Below are 17,790 nucleotides of genomic sequence, written 5' to 3'. Positions count from 1 at the left end.
CTATTGACTTCACGCTGGTTCGTGAAAGCATTCACAAGTAACCGCGCGGAAACACTTGCCGACGCGCACATGAACTTGCCACCACGATCAGCCGGTGCGACGAGCACTATCGAAGGAGAGTAGAAGCATGGACTGGCGCCACAAGGCCATCTGCCGCGACGAGGATCCCGAGCTGTTCTTCCCCGTCGGCAACAGCGGTCCGGCCCTCGCGCAGATCGCCGACGCCAAGCTCGTGTGCAACCGCTGCCCCGTCACCGCCGAGTGCCTCTCGTGGGCCCTCGAGTCCGGCCAGGACGCGGGCGTCTGGGGCGGCATGAGCGAGGACGAGCGTCGCGCCCTCAAGCGCCGCAACGCCCGTACCCGGGCACGCACCGCGGTCTGACGCGACCTACGCCACAGAGCTCCGGGAAGGCCCGGCACCGTTTCGGTGCCGGGCCTTCCCGCGTCCGGAGGCCGCGCTCCCCCGTCCCGGCAGGGACACGGCAACACCGTCCCGGCAGGGACACGGCGACACCGTCCCGGCAGGGACACGGCGACACCGTCCCAGCAGGGACACGGCGAGACCGTCTCAGCCGAGTGTCACCCGGCCCAGCGGAACCCGCAGCCGCGCGTCCGTGCCGGTCGGCGCAGCCCGTTCGAGCCGCAACGTCCCGCCGAGTTCCGCGGCGACGAGCGTGCGCACGATCTGCAGGCCCAGGCGGTCCGAGCTGCCGAGGTCGAACCCCTCCGGCAGACCCTTGCCCTCGTCGTGGACCACCACGTCGAGCCAGCGGGCCGACCGCTCGGCGCGCAGCGTCACGGTGCCGGAGGCACCCGGGTCGAAGGCGTGTTCCACGGAGTTCTGCACGAGTTCGGTGAGCACCATCACCAGCGGTGTCGCCCGCTCGGCGGGGAAGACCCCGAGGCTGCCCTCCCGGCGCACCCGGACCTGGCTGCCCACGGCCGCGACGTCGACGACGATGGGGATCAGCCGGTCGACGACGTCGTCGAGATCGACCTCCTCGTCCACCGACATCGACAGCGCTTCGTGCACGAGCGCGATCGACGTCACCCGGCGTACCGCCTCGGCGAGGGCCTGCCGGGCCTCGGTGTTGCCGGTGCGCCGTGCTTGCAGCCGCAGCAGGGCCGCGACCGTCTGCAGGTTGTTCTTCACCCGGTGGTGGATCTCCCGGATGGTGGCGTCCTTGCTCAGCAACGCCCGGTCGCGCCGCTTGACCTCGGTGACGTCGCGGATGACCACCGCAGCGCCCTCGAGCCGGCCGCCGGGCGCGAGCACCAGCGCGCGCAGCAGCACGGTGGCGCCGCGGGCCTCGATCTCCATGGGCCGTCCCAGCTTGCCGTGCACCGCTCCGCGCAGATAGGTCTCGACGTCCTCGCTCTCGAACGGATCGGTCACCAGCGCGCGCGTCGTCTCGATCAGGTTCTGGCCGAGCAGGTCGGAGTTCAGGCCCATCCGGTGGTAGGCGGACAGGGCGTTCGGGCTCGCGTACACCACCCGGCCGGACCGGTCGAGGCGGATGAAGCCGTCCCCGGCCCGCGGACTGGACTTGGTGTCGGATCGGGATTCCGGATTCGGGAAGGTGCCTTCGCAGATCATCGTGAACAAGGCGTCGGCGCATTCGAGGTAGGCGGTCTCGAGGGCGCTCTTGGTGCGCCGCGCCACGGTCGCCGCGTCGCGGCTCAGGACCGCGATGACCTGCCCGTCCCAGCGGACCGGCACGGCCTGACGGCGCAGGGGCGCGACGTGGCTGGGCCGTGAGTCCGCGGAGACGACCACTCCGGTCTCGAGGGCCCGCAGCACGTGTGGGTGCTCCCGTTCGGAGACCACCGAACCCACCATGTCCTCGGGCAGCACGGTCGAGGCGGTGGTGGGCCGGCACTGCGCCACGCACACCACCCCACCCGGCTCCGCGCTCACCCACAACAGGACGTCCGCGAAGGACAGGTCCGCGAGCAACTGCCATTCGCCGACGACCCGCTGGAGGTGATCGACCGCACCGCCCGGCAGGTCGGTGTGCTCGGCGAGGAGGGCACTGAGGGTGGACACGGGGGGCACGTGCGGACTCAGGAGATGACCGCGATGAGATCGCCCTGCTGGACGACGTCGCCGACGACCACGTCCAGCGATGTCACGGTGCCCGACGTCTCGGCGAGCACCGGGATCTCCATCTTCATGGACTCCAGGATCACCAGTGTGTCGCCTTCGGCGACGACGTCCCCCTCCTGCACGACCACCTCGAACACGGTGGAGACCATCTCGGCGCGCACGTCCTCGGCCATCGGGCACCTCATTCCACGAAGAAGACGGTGGCCCTGCTTTCAGGGCCACCGGACCACACGTGAAACACTGTAATGAACCAGAAAGGAGATCGGACCATGGGTAAGCGAGGCCGCAAGAAGCGCAGCCGCAAGGGCAACGCCGCCAACCACGGCAAGCGTCCCAACGCCTGAGGCGCGCGCACACGCGTGAGGGGGCCGGTAGCAGCTGCTTCCGGCCCCCTCACTCGTTGGTGGCTCAATCCCGGACGTCGGTGCGGGTCGTCACGACGACGGTCCGCCGGATCTCTATCAGCAGCCGCTCCCGGAGGCCCTCCGGAGCGTGCTCGCCGCCGCATTTGCGGCTCAGCAGGGACTTGAGCTGGGACTCGAGCCCGTACGCCTCGAGGCAGGACCCGCAGTCGTCGAGATGGCGCTGCAGGCGCTCACGCGACCGATCGTCGCACTCGCTGTCGAGCAGCAGGTAGACGTCCGCGATCACCGCGGAACAGTCGAGCTGATCGAAGTCGGCCGACTCGCTCACCTCGAGACCTCCTTCTTGTCCGCACCGTCTCCGACGGCCGCGTCGACGGCTCCGCTCCGGTTGAATCCCCGCTCCCGCGCGACATCGGCCAGCAGGCCGCGCAACTGCTTGCGGCCGCGGTGCAGCCGCGACATCACCGTGCCGATGGGGGTGCCCATGATCTCCGCGATCTCCTTGTACGGGAAGCCCTCGACGTCGGCGTAGTACACCGCCATCCGGAACTCCTCGGGCAGCTCCTGCAGCGCAGCCTTGACGTCGTCGTCGGGAAGCGCGTCGAGCGCCTCGACCTCGGCCGACCGCAGACCGGTGGAGCTGTGCTCGGCGGTCGCCGCGAGCTGCCAGTCGGTGATCTCCTCCGTCGGGTACTGCGCGGGCTGGCGCTGCTTCTTGCGGTAGGAGTTGATGTAGGTGTTCGTCAGGATGCGGTACAACCACGCCTTGAGGTTGGTGCCCTCCTTGAACGAGGAGAAGGCGGAGAACGCCTTGATATACGTCTCCTGAACCAGATCCTCCGCGTCCGCAGGGTTGCGGGTCATCCGCAGGGCCGCGCCGTAGAGCTGATCGAGCAGGGGCAGTGCATCCCGCTCGAACCGTTCGGCCAGTTCCGCACCAGACTCCTCGACCACACCGATCCCTTCACTTGCCGTATCCGTGAAGGCTACCGGTCGGGGCGGGCACAGCACAGGCACGCGGTACTCCCTCGCTCTTGGTCACCGGCCGCGCCCGATCGGGGCGGCCACCCGGAATCAACACGACAGGTCCGGCCCTTGTTCCCTACATTGGCGCGCATGGCCTCGACCTCCACTCCCGCGACGAAGCTGCTGCTGCGCGAGAACGTCACCCACCGCGTCCACGAGTACCCGCACGACCCGCGGGCCGGCTCCTTCGGCTCCGAGGCCGTCGAGATGCTCGGGCAGCGGCTCGGGGTGGTCCCCGCGCAGGTCTTCAAGACCCTGGTGATCAAGCTCTCCGACGGCAAGCTCGCGGTGGCCGTGATCCCGGTCCCGGCGACCCTCTCGCTCAAGGCGGCGGCGGCCGCCCTCGGTGGCGGTAAGGCGGTCATGGCCGAGCGCAGCGACGCCGAGCGCGCCACCGGCTACGTCCTCGGGGGGATTTCACCGCTGGGCCAGCGCAGCCGGCTGCGCACCGCCGTCGACGCCTCCGCGCAACAGTGGGATCGGGTCCTGTGCAGCGCGGGACGCCGCGGCCTCGAGATCGAACTCGCGCCGGCGGACCTGGTGCGGCTGGCGGGCGCGGTGGTGGCGCCGATCACCACCGGGGCCTGATTCGGCGCCGGGCGTCAGAGCAGGGTGAGCTGCTCGGCGGCGGGCGGGCGGGGGCGAGCAGTCCGGGACCGTGGTTGCGGACGCTGCCGACCACGGCCGACACACGCCGGATCGTGATCGAGGCCACCGCCTCGCGGCTCGACTTCGGATCGGACCACCGCGACCACAGCCCGGCCGTGCAGTGGCGCGAGCCGTCCCGCGGGGACATGTAGTACGGGATCCGCCCGGCCCTGCCAGCCTTGCCGGCAGGGCCGGCCCTGCCGTCGGCCGACGACGGGTCGTGCTGCCACTCGTACCAGCCGTCCGTCGGCACCAGGCACCGCCGGTGCCGCACCGGCCGCGCGAAAGCGGGCTCGAGCGCGGTCGATTCGGAGCGGGCGTTGAAAAGCGTTGCGCTCCGGTCGATCTCGGCGGCGAACGACGGGACGGTCCCCCAGCGCATCCGCCGGATCCGCCGTCACCGCATGCCGGCCGCACACGGCTTCGAAGTGTGGCAGGTGTGGCCCTCGCGCGCGGATGGGCGAAGATGGACGGGTGAATCCGTGGAGTGCGCCCCGAGCCGAGTCACCCGTCGACAGTTCCGTCACGCTGCCCGGGTCCAAGTCGATCACCAACCGCGCCCTGATCCTCGCCGCCCTCGCGGACGGCCCGTCGACCGTGACCGGCGCGCTGCGCAGCCGCGACACCGACCTGATGATCGGCGCCCTGCGCGGACTCGGCGCGACGATCGACGAACGCGACGACGGCACCACCCTGCACGTCACCCCCGGCCGGCTGCACGGCGCCCGGGTGGACTGCGGCCTGGCCGGCACGGTGATGCGATTCGTGCCGCCCGTCGCGGCACTGGCCGACGGCGACGTCTTCTTCGACGGCGACGAGCAGGCGCGCACGCGGCCGATGGGCACGGTCCTCGAGGCCCTGCGCTCGCTCGGCGCCGACGTCGACGGCGACACCCTGCCCTTCACCGTGCACGGGCGCGGCCGCCTGCGCGGCGGTGTCGTCACCATCGACGCGTCCGGCTCGTCGCAGTTCGTCTCGGGGCTGCTACTGTCCGCCGCGGCGTTCGACGAGGGCGTCACGGTCCGGCACGCCGGGGCGGCCGTGCCGTCCATGCCGCACATCGACATGACCGTCGACATGCTGCGCGAGTCCGCGGTGACGGTGGACACCACCGTGCCCGACACCTGGCGGGTCGCGCCGGGCCCGATCCGCGCGGTGGACCGCGTGGTCGAGCCGGATCTGTCCAATGCGACCCCGTTCCTGGCGGCCGCGGCCGTCACGGGCGGCACGGTGTCGGTGCCGCGGTGGCCGCAGCGCACCACCCAGGCCGGCGACGCGATCCGCGGCATCCTCCAGCAGATGGGCGCCGACGTCGCCCTGTCCGGCGGCACGCTCACCGTGCGCGGCCCGGAGCGCCTGCGCGGCCTCGACATCGACCTGCACGACGTGGGTGAGCTCGCCCCCACCGTCGCAGCGCTCGCGGCGCTGGCGACGACCCCGTCCACGCTGCGGGGCATCGCGCACCTGCGCGGGCACGAGACGGACCGCCTGGCCGCCCTGGCCACGGAGCTCGGCAAGCTCGGCGGCGCCGCGACCGAGACCGCCGACGGCCTGCACATCGTGCCCGCGCCACTGCACGGCGGGCGCTGGCATTCGTACGCGGATCACCGGATGGCCACGGCGGGCGCGATCGTGGGCCTCGTGGTCGACGGCGTCGAGGTCGAGGACATCGGCACGACCGCCAAGACCCTGCCGAACTTCCCCGAGCTGTGGGCCGGGATGCTGACGGGAGCACGCTCCTGAGCCGGCGCACCTACGACGAGTCCGATGTCCGGATCCGTCCGGGCAAGGGCTCGCGTCCGCGCACGAAGGACCGGCCGGCTCATCTCGACGCCGCCGAGGCGATGGTGGTCTCGGTCGACCGCGGTCGGTGGGGCTGCGTGCTGGGCGGCGATCCGGCACGGCCGGTGGTGGCGATGCGGGCCCGTGAGCTCGGCCGCACCCCCGTCGTGGTCGGCGACCGGGTCGCCGTGGTCGGGGACCTGTCGGGACGGCCCGACACCCTGGCGCGGATCGTGCGGGTAGAGGAGCGCACCACGGTGCTGCGCCGCACCGCCGACGACACCGACCCGTTCGAGCGGATCGTCGTGGCCAACGCGGAGCAACTGCTGATCGTCGTCGCGCTGGCCGATCCGCCGCCGCGGACCGGGCTGGTCGAACGGTCCATGGTTGCCGCGTACGCGGGCGGTCTCGACCCGGTGCTGTGCCTGACCAAGAGCGATCTCGCCGATCCGGCCGAGTTCACCGCGCAATTCGCCGACCTGGACGTCCGCGTGATGCTGGCCGGACAGGATCGGGACCTGACGGAACTCCGGGAGATGCTCACCGGCAAGGTGACGGCCCTGATCGGCCACTCCGGCGTCGGGAAGTCGACCCTGGTCAACAGACTCGTCCCGGATGCCGACCGGGCCATCGGGGCGGTCTCGGGCGTCGGGAAGGGCCGGCACACCTCCACGCAGTCGGTGGCGTTGCCGCTGCCGGGCGGTGGTTGGGTGATCGACACGCCCGGTATCAGGTCGTTCGGACTCGCGCACATCGGCGCCGACAACGTGATCGCCGCCTTCTCGGATCTTGCCGAGGCGGTGGAGGCCTGCCCCCGCGGCTGCACCCACCTGGGCCCGCCTGCGGATCCCGAGTGCGCGCTCGACGAACTCGAGGGCAAGTCCCGGCGCCGCGCGATGGCGGTGCGGGCTCTGTTGACCGCGATCGCCGCGAACGAGACCTGGTGACCGAGAGCCGGTGATACGGCCCGTGACGCCGAGCGCCCGGCGTCACGGGGACGCCGGGCGCTCGATGCGGGCTCGGGATCAGCGCATGCCCAGGAGGCGGCGCACGCCGCGGACCCGGCGGTTCTCGCGGATCGCGGTCGCCAGACCGCGTCGCCGGCCGGTCGCGGGGTCCACCACGGCGGTGCCGCCGAAGCCGCGTTCGGACGCGGTTTCGGGTGCGGCGTCCGGGGTGTCGGCGAGGTACTTGTTCGGCAGCGACAGCTTGGCGATGGTGCGCCACGACTTGAAGTACTGCACCGCGAGCGGGCCGGTGGTGTACGGCAGGTCGTACTTGTCGCACAGCTGCCGGACCTTCACCGCGATCTCGGCGTACCGGTTGGACGGCAGGTCCGGGAACAGGTGGTGCTCGATCTGGTAGCTCAGGTTGCCCGTCATGAAATCCATCAACGGACCACCGGAGATGTTGGCGCTGCCGAGCATCTGCCGCAGGTACCACTGCGCCTGCGACTCGTTGTCGACGTCGGCCTTGGTGAACTTCTCGGCGCCGTCGGGGAAGTGCCCGCAGAAGATGACCGCGTTGGTCCACAGGTTCCGGATGACGTTCGCCGTCATGTTCGCGGTCAGCGTGGACTTCCAGGCCTTGCCCGTCAGCGCCGGGTAGACCACGTAGTCCTTGACGATCTGGCGACCGATCTTGTCCCCGACCTCGCGCAGCTTGCGCTTGGTCTCGGCGCGGTCGTCGCGGCCCTTGGCCACCTTGCCGAGCTCGAGATGCTGGACCGCGACGCCGTACTGGAACAGCAGGGCGAGCAGCGCGTTGTAGACGATGTTGCCGTAGTTGAACGGCGACCAGCGCTGGTCCCGCGTGACCCGCAGCAGGCCGTATCCCACGTCGTCGTCCATGCCGAGGATGTTGGTGTACTTGTGGTGCAGGTAGTTGTGGGTCTGCTTCCAGTGCGCGGACGGGTCGGCGTTGTCCCACTCCCAGCTGGCGGAGTGGACCTCGGGATCGTTCATCCAGTCCCACTGCCCGTGCATCACATTGTGCCCGAGCTCCATGTTCTCGATGATCTTCGAGACGCCGAGCAGGCCCGCACCGAGCAGCCACAGCGGACGCCGGCGGCTGCCGAACAGCGCCGCGCGCCCGCCGAGTTCCAGGCCGCGCTGCAGCCGGATCGTGTTGCGGATGTAGCGGGCGTCGCGTTCGCCGCGGGAGTCCTCGATGTCTCGCCGGATGGCGTCGAGTTCTCGGCCGAGGGCCTCGACGTCCGCCTCCGTGAGGTGCGCGTACTCCTTGATGTCCGAAATGGCCATGCGCCTACCGTACCGTAGGTTACGAGTCCGTAGGTTACGGAGATGTAGCTTGTGCGGCAGATCACTTCCGCCGGGCGGAGCGTTTGGCGGCGCGCAATGTCTGCAGTGCGGTCGCCAGCCCCTCGCGACGCTCCCCCACCGACCGCACCCGCGGCAGATCGGGACGCCGGAACTTGCGCTCGGAGGAGGTCTCCGGGGCGTCGTCCGACGTCGCCCGCAACCACGCGTCCGGCAACGCCAGCTTGTGGATCGTGCGCAGCGCCAGCAGGTACTGCTTGCCGAGCGGACCGCTCGTGTACGGCAGGTCGTACTTCGCACACAGCGTGCGCACCCGCTCCGCGATCTCCGGGTAGCGGTTGCTGGGCAGGTCCGGGAACAGGTGGTGCTCGATCTGGTAGCTCAGGTTGCCGGTCATGAAGGCCATCACCGGACCGGCATCGATGTTGGCGCTACCGAGCAGCTGCCGCAGGTACCACTGGCCCTGCGTCTCGTTCTCGTACTGCGCCACGGTGAACTTCTCGGCGCCGTCGGGGAAGTGACCGCAGAAGATCACCACGTACGCCCACAGGTTCCGCACCAGGTTGGCCGTGAGGTTCGCGGTGATCGTGCTGCGCCACGCCCGGCCCGTCATGGCCGGGAACAGCACCAGGTCCTTGCCCAGCTGCCGCGCGATCTTCCGGGCAAAGTCCTTGGTGGGCTGGGAGTTCCGCTGCCCCGGCGGCACACCGCACGCCTTCTTCTCGGCTCCGAGGTCGTGCAGGGCGATGCCCCACTCGAAGGTGGCCGCCAAGATCAGGTTGGCCACGGGCTGCAGCAGGTTGATCGGCCGCCACTTCTCGTCGCGCGTCATCCGCAGGATGCCGAATCCCACATCGTCGTCCATGCCGACGATGTTCGTATAGGTGTGGTGCGCGTAGTTGTGGGCGCGCTTCCAGTGCTGCGACGGACCCGTCTGGTCCCACTCCCACGACGTCGAGTGGATCTCCGGGTCGTTCATCCAGTCCCACTGCCCGTGCATCACGTTGTGCCCGAGCTCCATGTTCTCGATGATCTTCGACAGGGAGAGCAAGCCCGTGCCGAGCAGCCACAGCGGACGCCGGCGGCTGCCGAACAGCGCCGCCCGGCCGCCGATCTCGAGCACGCGTTGCAGCCGGATCGTGTTGCGGATGTAGCGGGCGTCGCGCAGCCCCCGGGTGTCCTCGATGTCGCGACGGATCGCGTCGAACTCGCGGCCGAGTTCCTCGATGTCCGCGTCGGTGAGGTGCGCGAACTCGGTGATGTCGGTGATTGCCACCGGGGTCCTTCCCCCTGGTCCGGGTCGGTAGTGCGTCAGGCGCCGAGCGTGCAGTCTCCGGCAGCCGCGGAGATGCAGGTCTGAACCCGCTCCCCCTCGGCGTGTTCCTTGCCGGACCGGAGATCGACGACGTGCCCCTTCTCCAGGGGCACCACACAAGTCTGACAGATTCCCATCCGGCAGCCGAACGGCATCAGGGCGCCGGCGCTCTCACCCGCCTCGAGCAGGGTCGTCGCACCGTCGACGGTGACGGTCTTGCCCGACTTGGCGAAGGTCACCGTGCCGCCGGCGCCGGAGGTATCCGCCCGGGTGACGGCGAAGCGTTCCAGATGGAGCCGCTCCGGCAGGCCCGCGGCATCCCAGAACCGCTCCATGTCGTCGAGCATCGCCTGCGGGCCACACGCCCACACCTGGCGCTCCCGCCAGTCCGGGCACACCGTGTCCAGCTCGGCGAGGGTGAACTTGCCCTGCTCCCGCGTCAGCCGCACGTATGGGCGGTACTGCTCGTGGTCCGCACCGAAGCGGGCGATCTCGTCGGCGAACATCACCTCGGGGGCGGTGGGCGCCGAGTGCACGTGCACGACGTCGGGCAGCTCGGCATGCGCCTGCAGCGACCGGCGGTCGAGGGTGCGCAGCATCGACATGATCGGGGTGATGCCGCTGCCCGCGGTGAGGAAGAGGATCTTCGGCGGCGGGGGGTCGGACAGGACGAACTCGCCCTTGGGCGCGGCGAGCCGCACGATCGTGCCCGCGGGCACGCCGCTCACGAGGTGACTCGACAGGAAACCGTCGGTCATGGCCTTGACGGTGATCGAGATGAGCTTGCGGTCCCAGGTGGGCGACGAGGTCAGCGAGTACGAACGCCAGTGCCAGCGGCCGTCGACGTGCAGCCCGATGCCGATGTACTGGCCCGGCGCGTACCCGAAGTCGAAGCCCCAGCCGGGCTTGATGACGAGCGTCGCGGAGTCGGCGGTCTCGCGGCGGACCTCGACGATGCGGCCGCGCAGCTCACGCGCCGACCACAGCGGGTTGGCGAGGTGCAGGTAGTCGTCGGGCAGGAGCGGTGTCGTCAACCGCGCGGCCGCGCCGCGCAGGAGATTCGACACGGATCGGTCCCTCGTCGCGACATGCGCCGCCGGCCGCTCGATCCAGTCCTTCAGACCCATCCGATCACTTCTCCTCGTCCAGGGGCTACGCCTCCGTAGGTTACCAGCTCCCTACGGAGGCGTAGGTTGCGGCGAGACAGCCGTCACACTCGGGGCCGGGAGCAGCTCAGAGCAACTCGAGCAGGAACTGCAGTTCCTGGGCGGCGTACCAGGCGAGTTCGTGGTCCTCGGCGTCGCCCAGCACGAACTCCGCCTCCTCGTCGCCGAGGTCGGCCGCGTCCACGACCGGGAGGGCACGGGCGATGTCCGGCTCCGCGGCGGCGAGGTCCACGTGCACCGACGCGACCGCGGACAGCGGCACCGGTCCGGGCAGCCGGACCACCGCATCGTCGAGATCCGGGCGCAAAGTCACCCCGTCGACGTCCGCGGCCACGACCACCCGGCGCAGGCCGAACTCGGGAGCCGGGTCGTCGTCGGCCCGGCCGGCGAGCAACCGCAACGAGGCGCGGGCCGCCTCGGCCATCGCGACCTCGGCGAGTTCCTCGTCGTCGCCGGAGGTGTACGCCTCGCGCAACGCGGGGGTGACCGCGAACGCGGTGCGGCTCACCGCCTCGAACTCGCCGTCGGCGACCAACCGCTTCAACGTCTCGATCGTGGCCGGCACGTACACCCGTGTCACAACTCACCTACTGGCATCCAACAACTCCTCGAGCGACTCGTGCAGCAGCGACGTCAGCACCTCCACATCGGGCATGGCGTCGCGGTCCGCATTCAGACCGTAGTAGACGTTGCCGTCGTACGACGTCAACGCGACGCTCAGTGCCTGGTTCTTCAGCAGGGGCGAGATCGGGTACATCTCGAGCACCCGCGCCCCGGCGAGGTAGAGGGGATGCTGCGGACCCGGTGCGTTCGTGATCATCAGGTTGAACATGCGCTGGGAGAAACCACTCGCGACACGCGCCCCGACCGCGTGCATGGTCGCGGGCGCGAACCCGGACAGCCGCATCATCGACCGCGCCGGCACCCGCCGGCCCTGCCGCGAGTAGGCCTCCCCGGCGTGCGAGATGTGGGACAGGCGGACGACCGCGTTCGGTTCACCGACCGGAAGGTCCACCAGGAAGGTCGAGACCTCCCCGCGCGGCCCCGCCGCGGACACGTCCCCACCCTCGTCGGGCGCATCCGGGTCCTGCGTGTACACCGACATCGGCACCATCGCCCGCACCACCGTCGCCTCCGTCAGCGGCTCCCCGCGTGAGAGCAGCCAGTACCGCAGCGCCCCCGCGATCACCGCCAGCACGACGTCGTTGATGGTGCAGCCGTAGCGGGCCCGGATCTTCCGGTACAGCTCGAGATCGGCCTTGACCACCGCGAACCGGCGGTTGCGCGAGATCGAGGCATTCAGCGGGCTGCCGGGCGCGGACTGGGCGGCGGTGCGCGCCAACCGGCCCACCACATCCAGCGCCTCGCCGGCGGTGGCGGCCAGATCGCCGACGGCCGCCCGCAACCCCGACACGGCCTCGCCGGGGCGGGCCACCAGCTCCGCGAGCGCGCCGAACACCAGCGCCGAGTCGCTCGGCTCCGGTTCCGGCATCCACAGCTCCTCCGGATCCACCCGGGGAGTCTCGGTGGGCTCGAAGAGCACCTGCCCGATCTCGAGTGCCTCCTCGCCGTCCACCAGGGCCGAGTGGGTCTTGGTGAACAGGGCGCACCGGTCGCCGGCCAGGCCCTCGACGAGATACATCTCCCACAGCGGGCGCGAACGGTCGAGAGGACGGGAGATCAGCCGGGCCAACAGGTCGTGCAGCTGCGCTTCGGAGCCGGGCCGCGGCAATGCCGAGCGCCGCACGTGGTAGGTGATGTCGAAGTCGCGGTCGTCGACCCACACGGGCCGCGCCAGGCCGAGCGCGACCTCGCGGGCCTTCTGCCGGTACCGCGGCACCGCCGCGAGACGTCGCTCCACCAGCCGCAGCACGTCCTCGTAGTCGAGCCCACCGCGCGGCTGCTCCAGGATGGCGAGCGAGCCGATGTGCATCGGCGTATTGCTCGTCTCCAGAAAGTAGAACGACGCGTCCTGAGCCGACATCCGGTTGGTCATCGCCCGACATCCCCCTCGTCCCGCGGCGCCCCGGCCCGCGACGACTCGCCGAGGCCGAACAGCACCGTCAATTCCGCCACCACCTCGGCGGCATCGGCATGATGCACGCCGACCATCCCCGCCGCGACCGCGCCGTCCACGTTCACCCGCAGGTCGTCGACGAACACGCACGCCGACGGTTCGAGCCCGAGACGCCGGGCCACCAGCAGGTAGCTGCGCGGGTCCGGTTTGGCGGTGCCCACGTCTCCGGACAGCACCACCTCGTCCACCAGCCGGCCGCGCCCGAGATCGCGCAGCGGGCCGGCCGCGGGACCACCCGGATCGTTGCTGAGGATCGCGGTGCGCACGCCGCGCCGGCGCACCTCGGCGAGCACCCCACCGAGCGCGGCCGCGTCCGTGCCGGGGCCCGCGAGCACCCCACCGAAATCGAGCACCAGTCCACGCATCGCCTCACCCTAGTTCGCGAGCACCGGTTCGGCGATGCAACAGCCCGAACGACGCGGCGACACCGGACCCGCCATGCTCGCGCCTCCTCGGCGCGGATGTGGCACCATGACCGGCGACTCCGTCCTCTCCCGGGGTCCGCACACCGGGCGTCGGCCGTTCCGCGCCGACGTCGCCCCCCTGGATCCGGGAGAACCGATGACATCTCCGCACGGCGACGCCCACTACGTCCGGCGCATCGTTCCGTTCGAGCCGCCGGTGCAGCGCTGTTGCCCGGCCGGACCGCATCGCCGGCACGCGCGGCGCCGCCTCACCCCGCACGACGGCCGCTCGGTGCGCGCCTCGGCGCCGCCGGCCGGCCGGCCGCTGCCGGAGGTGGATCCGGCGGCGCGACGGTTCGCCGACCTCGCGGCCCGGTTGATCCTCGAGGTGGCCGACCGGCGCCGCCCGGAGACCCAACTCGCCGCGGTGCTGCATTCGTCGCTGCACGCGACCGTCGCCGCCGTGGCGAAGTCGGGCGACACGGGGACCGCGGTGCTCCTGCGGACCCGGCTGCGCGCGGTCGACGCCGACACCGCCGAGTTGTTCGGCTCCTACGGCCGCGGCCACCGCGTGTTCGCGCTGGCCGGCCGGGTCTCGCGCCATCCCACGACACGCCGGACGCCACACGGCTGGCTGATCACCACCGTGTGGCTGGGCTGACCGGACGACGCGGCCGGGCCGGCGCTCCGGCCCGGACCGGGTCGTCAGCGGCGGCGCTGCGCCTTGGTCTGCTTGCGTGCCGCCTCCCGGCGCTGCCGGCGGGTGCCCGTCGTCCCGGGCGCGGACGCGGCCGGCGACGATGTCGCGGGGCTGCGCCGCACCTGGGCACTGCCGTCCTCGGCCGGCCCGGTGTAGGTGAGGTTGCGCTCCTCGTCCTCGTCGAGCCCCTTCGCGCGCAGCGCGGCCGGAGCGGGCGCGGGAGCAGGAGGTGCCGGGGCGGGAGCGGGCTTCGCCAGGGTGGGGGCGGCCTGCGCCGTGACGGCCGCGGACGCGGCGGTGACGCTGACGCCCGGGGCCGGCTGCGGCTGCGCCGCCTCGACCTGCAGGTTGAACAGGAATCCGACGGACTCCTCCTTCAGGCCCTCGAGCATGCCGATGAACATGTCGTAGCCCTCCCGCTGGTACTCGACGAGCGGGTCGCGCTGCGCCATCGCCCGCAGGCCGATGCCCTCCTTGAGGTAGTCCATCTCGTAGAGGTGCTCGCGCCACTTGCGGTCGAGCACCGACAGCAGGACGCGGCGCTCGAGCTCGCGCATGCCGCCCTCGCCGGCGACGGCGTCGATCTCCGCCTCGCGACGGGCGTACGCGGCGCGCGCGTCCTCCAGCAGGGCCTCGCGCAGTTCCTCGCGGCTGAGGTCCGCGGGCTCGCCGTTCGTGGAGACGGTGAGTTCCTTGTGGTCGATGCCCACCGGGTAGAGGGTCTTCAGCGCCGTCCACAGCTGCTCGAGGTCCCAGTCCTCGACGTAGCCCTCGGCGGTGGCGCCGTCGACGTACGCGGTGACCACATCCGCGATCATGTGCTCGACCTGGCCCTCGAGGTCCTCCCCGCGGAGGATGCGGCGGCGCTCGTCGTAGATGACGGTGCGCTGCTGGTTCATCACCTCGTCGTACTTCAGGACGTTCTTGCGGATCTCGAAGTTCTGCTGCTCGACCTGCGTCTGCGCGCTCTTGATGGCCTTCGAGACCATCTTCGCCTCGATCGGCACGTCGTCGGGCAGGTTCAGGCGGGTCATGATCGACTCGAGCGCCGCGCCGTTGAAGCGGCGCATCAGCTCGTCGCCGAGCGAGAGGTAGAAGCGCGACTCACCCGGATCGCCCTGCCGGCCGGAACGGCCGCGCAGCTGGTTGTCGATACGGCGGGACTCGTGCCGCTCGGTGCCGAGGACGTACAGGCCGCCCGCCGCCCGGACCTTGTCGGCGTCGGCCTTGACCTCGGCGTTGATCCGCTCGATCACCTCGTCCCAGGCCGCCTCGTACTCCTCGGGCGTGTGGACCGGGTCGAGACCCCGCTTGCGCAGCTCCACGTCGGCCAGGATGTCCGGGTTGCCCCCGAGCACGATGTCGGTACCGCGACCGGCCATGTTGGTGGCGACGGTCACCGCGCCGGACCGGCCGGCCTCGGCGATGATCGTCGCCTCCTGCTCGTGGAACTTGGCGTTGAGCACGTTGTGCGGGATGCCGCGCTTGGTGAACTGCTTGGACAGGTATTCGGAGCGTTCGACGCTGGTGGTGCCGATCAGGACCGGCTGGCCCTTGGCGTGGCGCTCGGCGACGTCGTCGACGACGGCCGCGAACTTCGCCTCCTCCGTCTTGTAGATCAGGTCGCCCTGGTCCGCGCGGACCATCGGCTTGTTCGTCGGGATCGGGATCACGCCGAGCTCGTAGATCTGGTGCAGCTCCGCGGCCTCGGTCTCGGCGGTGCCCGTCATGCCGGAGAGCTTGTCGTAGAGGCGGAAGTAGTTCTGCAGCGTGATCGTGGCGAGCGTCTGGTTCTCCGCCTTGATCTCGACGCCTTCCTTGGCCTCGATGGCCTGGTGCATGCCCTCGTTGTAGCGCCGTCCGACGAGGATGCGGCCGGTGAACTCGTCGACGATGATCACCTCGCCGTTGCGGACGATGTAGTCCTTGTCGCGCTGGTACAGCTCCTTGGCCTTGATGGCGTTGTTGAGGTAGCTCACCAGCGGCGAGTTCGCCGCCTCGTACAGGTTGTCGATGCCGAGCTGGTCCTCGACGAGCTCCACCCCCGCCTCGTGCACGCCGATGGTGCGCTTCTTGATGTCCACCTCGTAGTGGACGTCCTTCTTCAGCAGCGGCGCGATCCGCGCGAACTCGGCGTACCACTTGCTCGACGCGTCGGCCGGGCCCGAGATGATCAGCGGCGTGCGGGCCTCGTCGATGAGGATCGAGTCGACCTCGTCGACGATCGCGAAGTTGTGGCCGCGCTGCACGAGATCGTCGAGCGAGTGCGTCATGTTGTCGCGCAGATAGTCGAAGCCGAACTCGTTGTTGGTGCCGTAGGTGATGTCCGCGGCGTACGCGGCGCGCCGCTCGGCGGGCGGGAGGCCGGACAGGATCACCGCGGTCTCGAGCCCGAGGGACCGGTGCACCCGGCCCATCCACTCGGAGTCGCGCTTGGCGAGGTAGTCGTTGACCGTCACCACGTGCACGCCCTCGTCGGCGATGGCGTTGAGGTAGGCGGGCAGCACACAGGTCAGGGTCTTGCCCTCACCGGTCTTCATCTCGGCGATGTTGCCGAAGTGCAGCGCCGCGCCGCCCATGATCTGAACCGGGTAGTGCTTCTGGCCCAGCACCCGCCACGACGCCTCGCGGGCCGTCGCGAACGCCTCGGGCAGCAGCTCGTCGAGGGTCTCGCCGTCCTGGTAACGCCGGCGGAACTCGTCCGTCTTGGCCCGCAACTGCTCGTCGGTGAGCGTCTCGAACTCGGGTGAGAGGGAATCGACGTGGTCGGCGATGTGCTTGAGCCGCTTGACCATGCGACCTTCACCGACTCGGAGCAGCTTCGACAGCGACAGCACGGGCGTGTTCGTCCTCAATCTCGGGTACAGCACGGGCAACGAAAATCCGGCCGAGGCCTGTATCGACCCCGGCCGGATTCCATGGTAGGCGGTCTTTCAGCGAGGTGACGACGGGCGACCGCTCGGCAGGGTGGCGCGCGAGGCGCCGCCGCTCCGCGGTGCGGTCGTCACACCAGCCGGATCAATCCGTAGTCGAACGCGTGCCGGCGGTAGACGACCGAGGGACTGTCGGTCTCCTTGTCGTGGAACAGGTAGAAGTCGTGCCCCACCAGCTCCATCTCGTACAGCGCGTCGTCGACGGTCATCGGCTCGGCCGTGTGCTCCTTCGTGCGCACGATCCGGCCCGGACCTGTGGGCTCGGGCTCGTGCTGTTCCAGCGAGATCTCCGGTGAGATGCCGAGGGAGTCGTCCTTGGCGAGTTGCGCGGTGGCCTCGGCGACCGAGACGGGGGTCTTCTCCCCGTGGTGCACCTTGCGGCGGTCCTTCGTGCGACGCAACCGCGACTCCAGCTTGTCCGTCACGGACTCGAAGGCGGCGTAGAAACTGTCCGCGGACGCCTCCGCGCGCACCACCGGTCCCTTGGCCCGAGCGGTGATCTCGACTCTCTGACAACTCTTCAGCTGCCGGCGATTGCGCTCGTGCTGCAACTCCACATCGAACAGGAAGATCGTCGGGTCGAAACGTTCGAGCCGAGCGAGCTTCTCGGACACGTAGACCCGGAAGTGATCCGGGACCTCGACGTTGCGCCCCTTGACGACGATGTCGGCGCGGGGACCGTTGGACTCCGCAGTACCGGCTTCGGCCTCTGCAGCGGGAACCTTGGACTTCGAAGGGATCGTCACTCGTACCTCCCGAGTACGGCCGGCGCAGCTCGCGCGCCGGCATGATCGACGAGCGCGAAACGCGCTCCGCCCGACACGACGGTCAGGGGCGTTTTGCGCCCGCTACCTGTGTTTTCGGGTCTGAGGGCGACGGTAGTACGGAACGGCGGGGAGTGCCACCGTTCCGTCGAATTTCACGCCGTGGTCACCTCGTGGCAGGACCGATGTCCCCTTTCTCGCGGACCCACGTCCCGCGGCGCAGG

Annotated in this window: 19 protein-coding genes; 6 read left to right on the top strand and 13 right to left on the bottom strand. The window is 70.4% G+C overall.

Annotated features, from left to right (window positions below; translation table 11 throughout):
- The first annotated feature begins 127 nt into the window (after positions 1-127).
- Positions 128-382 carry a WhiB family transcriptional regulator gene (locus AIIKEEIJ_RS09380; RefSeq protein WP_006550236.1) on the top strand — a complete coding sequence of 85 codons (255 nt, stop codon included), beginning with the start codon at positions 128-130 and terminating at the stop codon, positions 380-382.
- Between the two features lie 186 nt (positions 383-568).
- On the opposite strand, the gene AIIKEEIJ_RS09375 is transcribed toward AIIKEEIJ_RS09380, so the two are convergent.
- Both AIIKEEIJ_RS09375 and AIIKEEIJ_RS09370 read right to left on the bottom strand, forming a co-directional pair.
- The gene (locus AIIKEEIJ_RS09375) at positions 569-2,047 is read right to left on the bottom strand and encodes a sensor histidine kinase (RefSeq protein WP_006942716.1); all 1,479 of its coding nucleotides are present in this window, start codon (positions 2,045-2,047) and stop codon (positions 569-571) included.
- Between the two features lie 17 nt (positions 2,048-2,064).
- The gene (locus AIIKEEIJ_RS09370; protein WP_003939128.1) at positions 2,065-2,280 is read right to left on the bottom strand and encodes a biotin/lipoyl-binding carrier protein; all 216 of its coding nucleotides are present in this window, start codon (positions 2,278-2,280) and stop codon (positions 2,065-2,067) included.
- Positions 2,281-2,376: 96 nt separating this feature from the next.
- Here AIIKEEIJ_RS09370 and AIIKEEIJ_RS34295 point away from each other — a divergent pair, with 96 nt between their 5' ends.
- Complete coding sequence (locus AIIKEEIJ_RS34295) at positions 2,377-2,451, top strand: 50S ribosomal protein bL37 (RefSeq protein WP_022597109.1); 75 nt, start codon at positions 2,377-2,379, stop codon at positions 2,449-2,451.
- Positions 2,452-2,515: 64 nt separating this feature from the next.
- On the opposite strand, the gene rsrA is transcribed toward AIIKEEIJ_RS34295, so the two are convergent.
- Positions 2,516-2,800, bottom strand: a complete 285-nt coding sequence (gene rsrA, locus AIIKEEIJ_RS09365) for a mycothiol system anti-sigma-R factor (RefSeq protein ID WP_006942706.1) — start codon at positions 2,798-2,800, stop codon at positions 2,516-2,518.
- On the bottom strand, positions 2,797-3,426 hold the full coding sequence (locus AIIKEEIJ_RS09360; RefSeq protein ID WP_037200997.1) for a sigma-70 family RNA polymerase sigma factor: 630 nt from the start codon (positions 3,424-3,426) through the stop codon (positions 2,797-2,799). The genes rsrA and AIIKEEIJ_RS09360 overlap by 4 nt, the downstream gene beginning before the upstream one ends.
- Before the next feature lie 162 nt (positions 3,427-3,588).
- Between AIIKEEIJ_RS09360 and ybaK the strand changes: the two genes are divergently transcribed.
- A complete protein-coding gene (gene ybaK / locus AIIKEEIJ_RS09355; protein WP_161995518.1) occupies positions 3,589-4,086 on the top strand; it encodes a Cys-tRNA(Pro) deacylase in 498 nt (165 codons plus the stop codon).
- Here ybaK and AIIKEEIJ_RS09350 read toward each other — a convergent pair.
- Positions 4,070-4,537, bottom strand: coding sequence for an SOS response-associated peptidase family protein (locus AIIKEEIJ_RS09350; RefSeq protein WP_443217099.1), 468 nt, complete (start codon positions 4,535-4,537; stop codon positions 4,070-4,072). The two genes, ybaK and AIIKEEIJ_RS09350, sit on opposite strands and share 17 nt — an antisense overlap.
- 65 nt (positions 4,538-4,602) lie before the next feature.
- On the opposite strand from AIIKEEIJ_RS09350, the gene aroA reads away from it, so the two are divergent.
- Positions 4,603-5,889 (top strand): 3-phosphoshikimate 1-carboxyvinyltransferase, encoded by a 1,287-nt coding sequence (aroA, locus tag AIIKEEIJ_RS09345; RefSeq protein ID WP_037200999.1) that lies wholly within the window; start codon positions 4,603-4,605, stop codon positions 5,887-5,889.
- Complete coding sequence (gene rsgA / locus AIIKEEIJ_RS09340) at positions 5,856-6,875, top strand: ribosome small subunit-dependent GTPase A (RefSeq protein ID WP_006942701.1); 1,020 nt, start codon at positions 5,856-5,858, stop codon at positions 6,873-6,875. The genes aroA and rsgA overlap by 34 nt, the downstream gene beginning before the upstream one ends.
- A 78-nt stretch (positions 6,876-6,953) precedes the next feature.
- On the opposite strand, the gene AIIKEEIJ_RS09335 is transcribed toward rsgA, so the two are convergent.
- From AIIKEEIJ_RS09335 to AIIKEEIJ_RS09310, 6 genes are all read right to left on the bottom strand, one after another.
- Complete coding sequence (locus AIIKEEIJ_RS09335; RefSeq protein WP_161995517.1) at positions 6,954-8,189, bottom strand: fatty acid desaturase family protein; 1,236 nt, start codon at positions 8,187-8,189, stop codon at positions 6,954-6,956.
- Positions 8,190-8,250: 61 nt separating this feature from the next.
- Positions 8,251-9,483: a fatty acid desaturase family protein gene (locus AIIKEEIJ_RS09330; protein ID WP_161995516.1), complete on the bottom strand. Its 1,233-nt coding sequence runs from the start codon at positions 9,481-9,483 to the stop codon at positions 8,251-8,253.
- Positions 9,484-9,518: 35 nt separating this feature from the next.
- Positions 9,519-10,649 (bottom strand): ferredoxin reductase, encoded by a 1,131-nt coding sequence (locus AIIKEEIJ_RS09325; protein WP_050035462.1) that lies wholly within the window; start codon positions 10,647-10,649, stop codon positions 9,519-9,521.
- Positions 10,650-10,755: 106 nt separating this feature from the next.
- A complete protein-coding gene (locus AIIKEEIJ_RS09320; protein ID WP_006942694.1) occupies positions 10,756-11,268 on the bottom strand; it encodes a DUF6912 family protein in 513 nt (170 codons plus the stop codon).
- Positions 11,269-11,271: 3 nt separating this feature from the next.
- Positions 11,272-12,684 (bottom strand): WS/DGAT/MGAT family O-acyltransferase, encoded by a 1,413-nt coding sequence (locus tag AIIKEEIJ_RS09315; protein ID WP_029544608.1) that lies wholly within the window; start codon positions 12,682-12,684, stop codon positions 11,272-11,274.
- Positions 12,681-13,130 carry an HAD-IA family hydrolase gene (locus tag AIIKEEIJ_RS09310; protein ID WP_006942692.1) on the bottom strand — a complete coding sequence of 150 codons (450 nt, stop codon included), beginning with the start codon at positions 13,128-13,130 and terminating at the stop codon, positions 12,681-12,683. The genes AIIKEEIJ_RS09315 and AIIKEEIJ_RS09310 overlap by 4 nt, the downstream gene beginning before the upstream one ends.
- Positions 13,131-13,326: 196 nt before the next feature.
- Here AIIKEEIJ_RS09310 and AIIKEEIJ_RS09305 point away from each other — a divergent pair, with 196 nt between their 5' ends.
- Positions 13,327-13,830, top strand: a complete 504-nt coding sequence (locus AIIKEEIJ_RS09305; protein ID WP_037201793.1) for an Rv3235 family protein — start codon at positions 13,327-13,329, stop codon at positions 13,828-13,830.
- A 44-nt stretch (positions 13,831-13,874) separates the two neighbouring features.
- Here the strand turns inward: AIIKEEIJ_RS09305 and secA are convergent, their stop codons facing one another.
- Entirely contained in the window at positions 13,875-16,706 is a 2,832-nt protein-coding gene (secA, locus tag AIIKEEIJ_RS09300; protein ID WP_029544610.1) for a preprotein translocase subunit SecA, read from the bottom strand.
- Between the two features lie 167 nt (positions 16,707-16,873).
- A complete protein-coding gene (gene hpf / locus AIIKEEIJ_RS09295) occupies positions 16,874-17,548 on the bottom strand; it encodes a ribosome hibernation-promoting factor, HPF/YfiA family (protein ID WP_006942687.1) in 675 nt (224 codons plus the stop codon).
- Between the last annotated feature and the right edge of the window lie 242 nt (positions 17,549-17,790).

The sequence above is a fragment of the Rhodococcus sp. YH1 genome (genome assembly GCF_009939605.1).
Lineage (GTDB): Bacteria > Actinomycetota > Actinomycetes > Mycobacteriales > Mycobacteriaceae > Rhodococcus > Rhodococcus aetherivorans.
The sequence above is the reverse complement of the archived record's forward strand: the minus strand, read 5'-3'. Positions and strand labels throughout refer to the sequence as shown.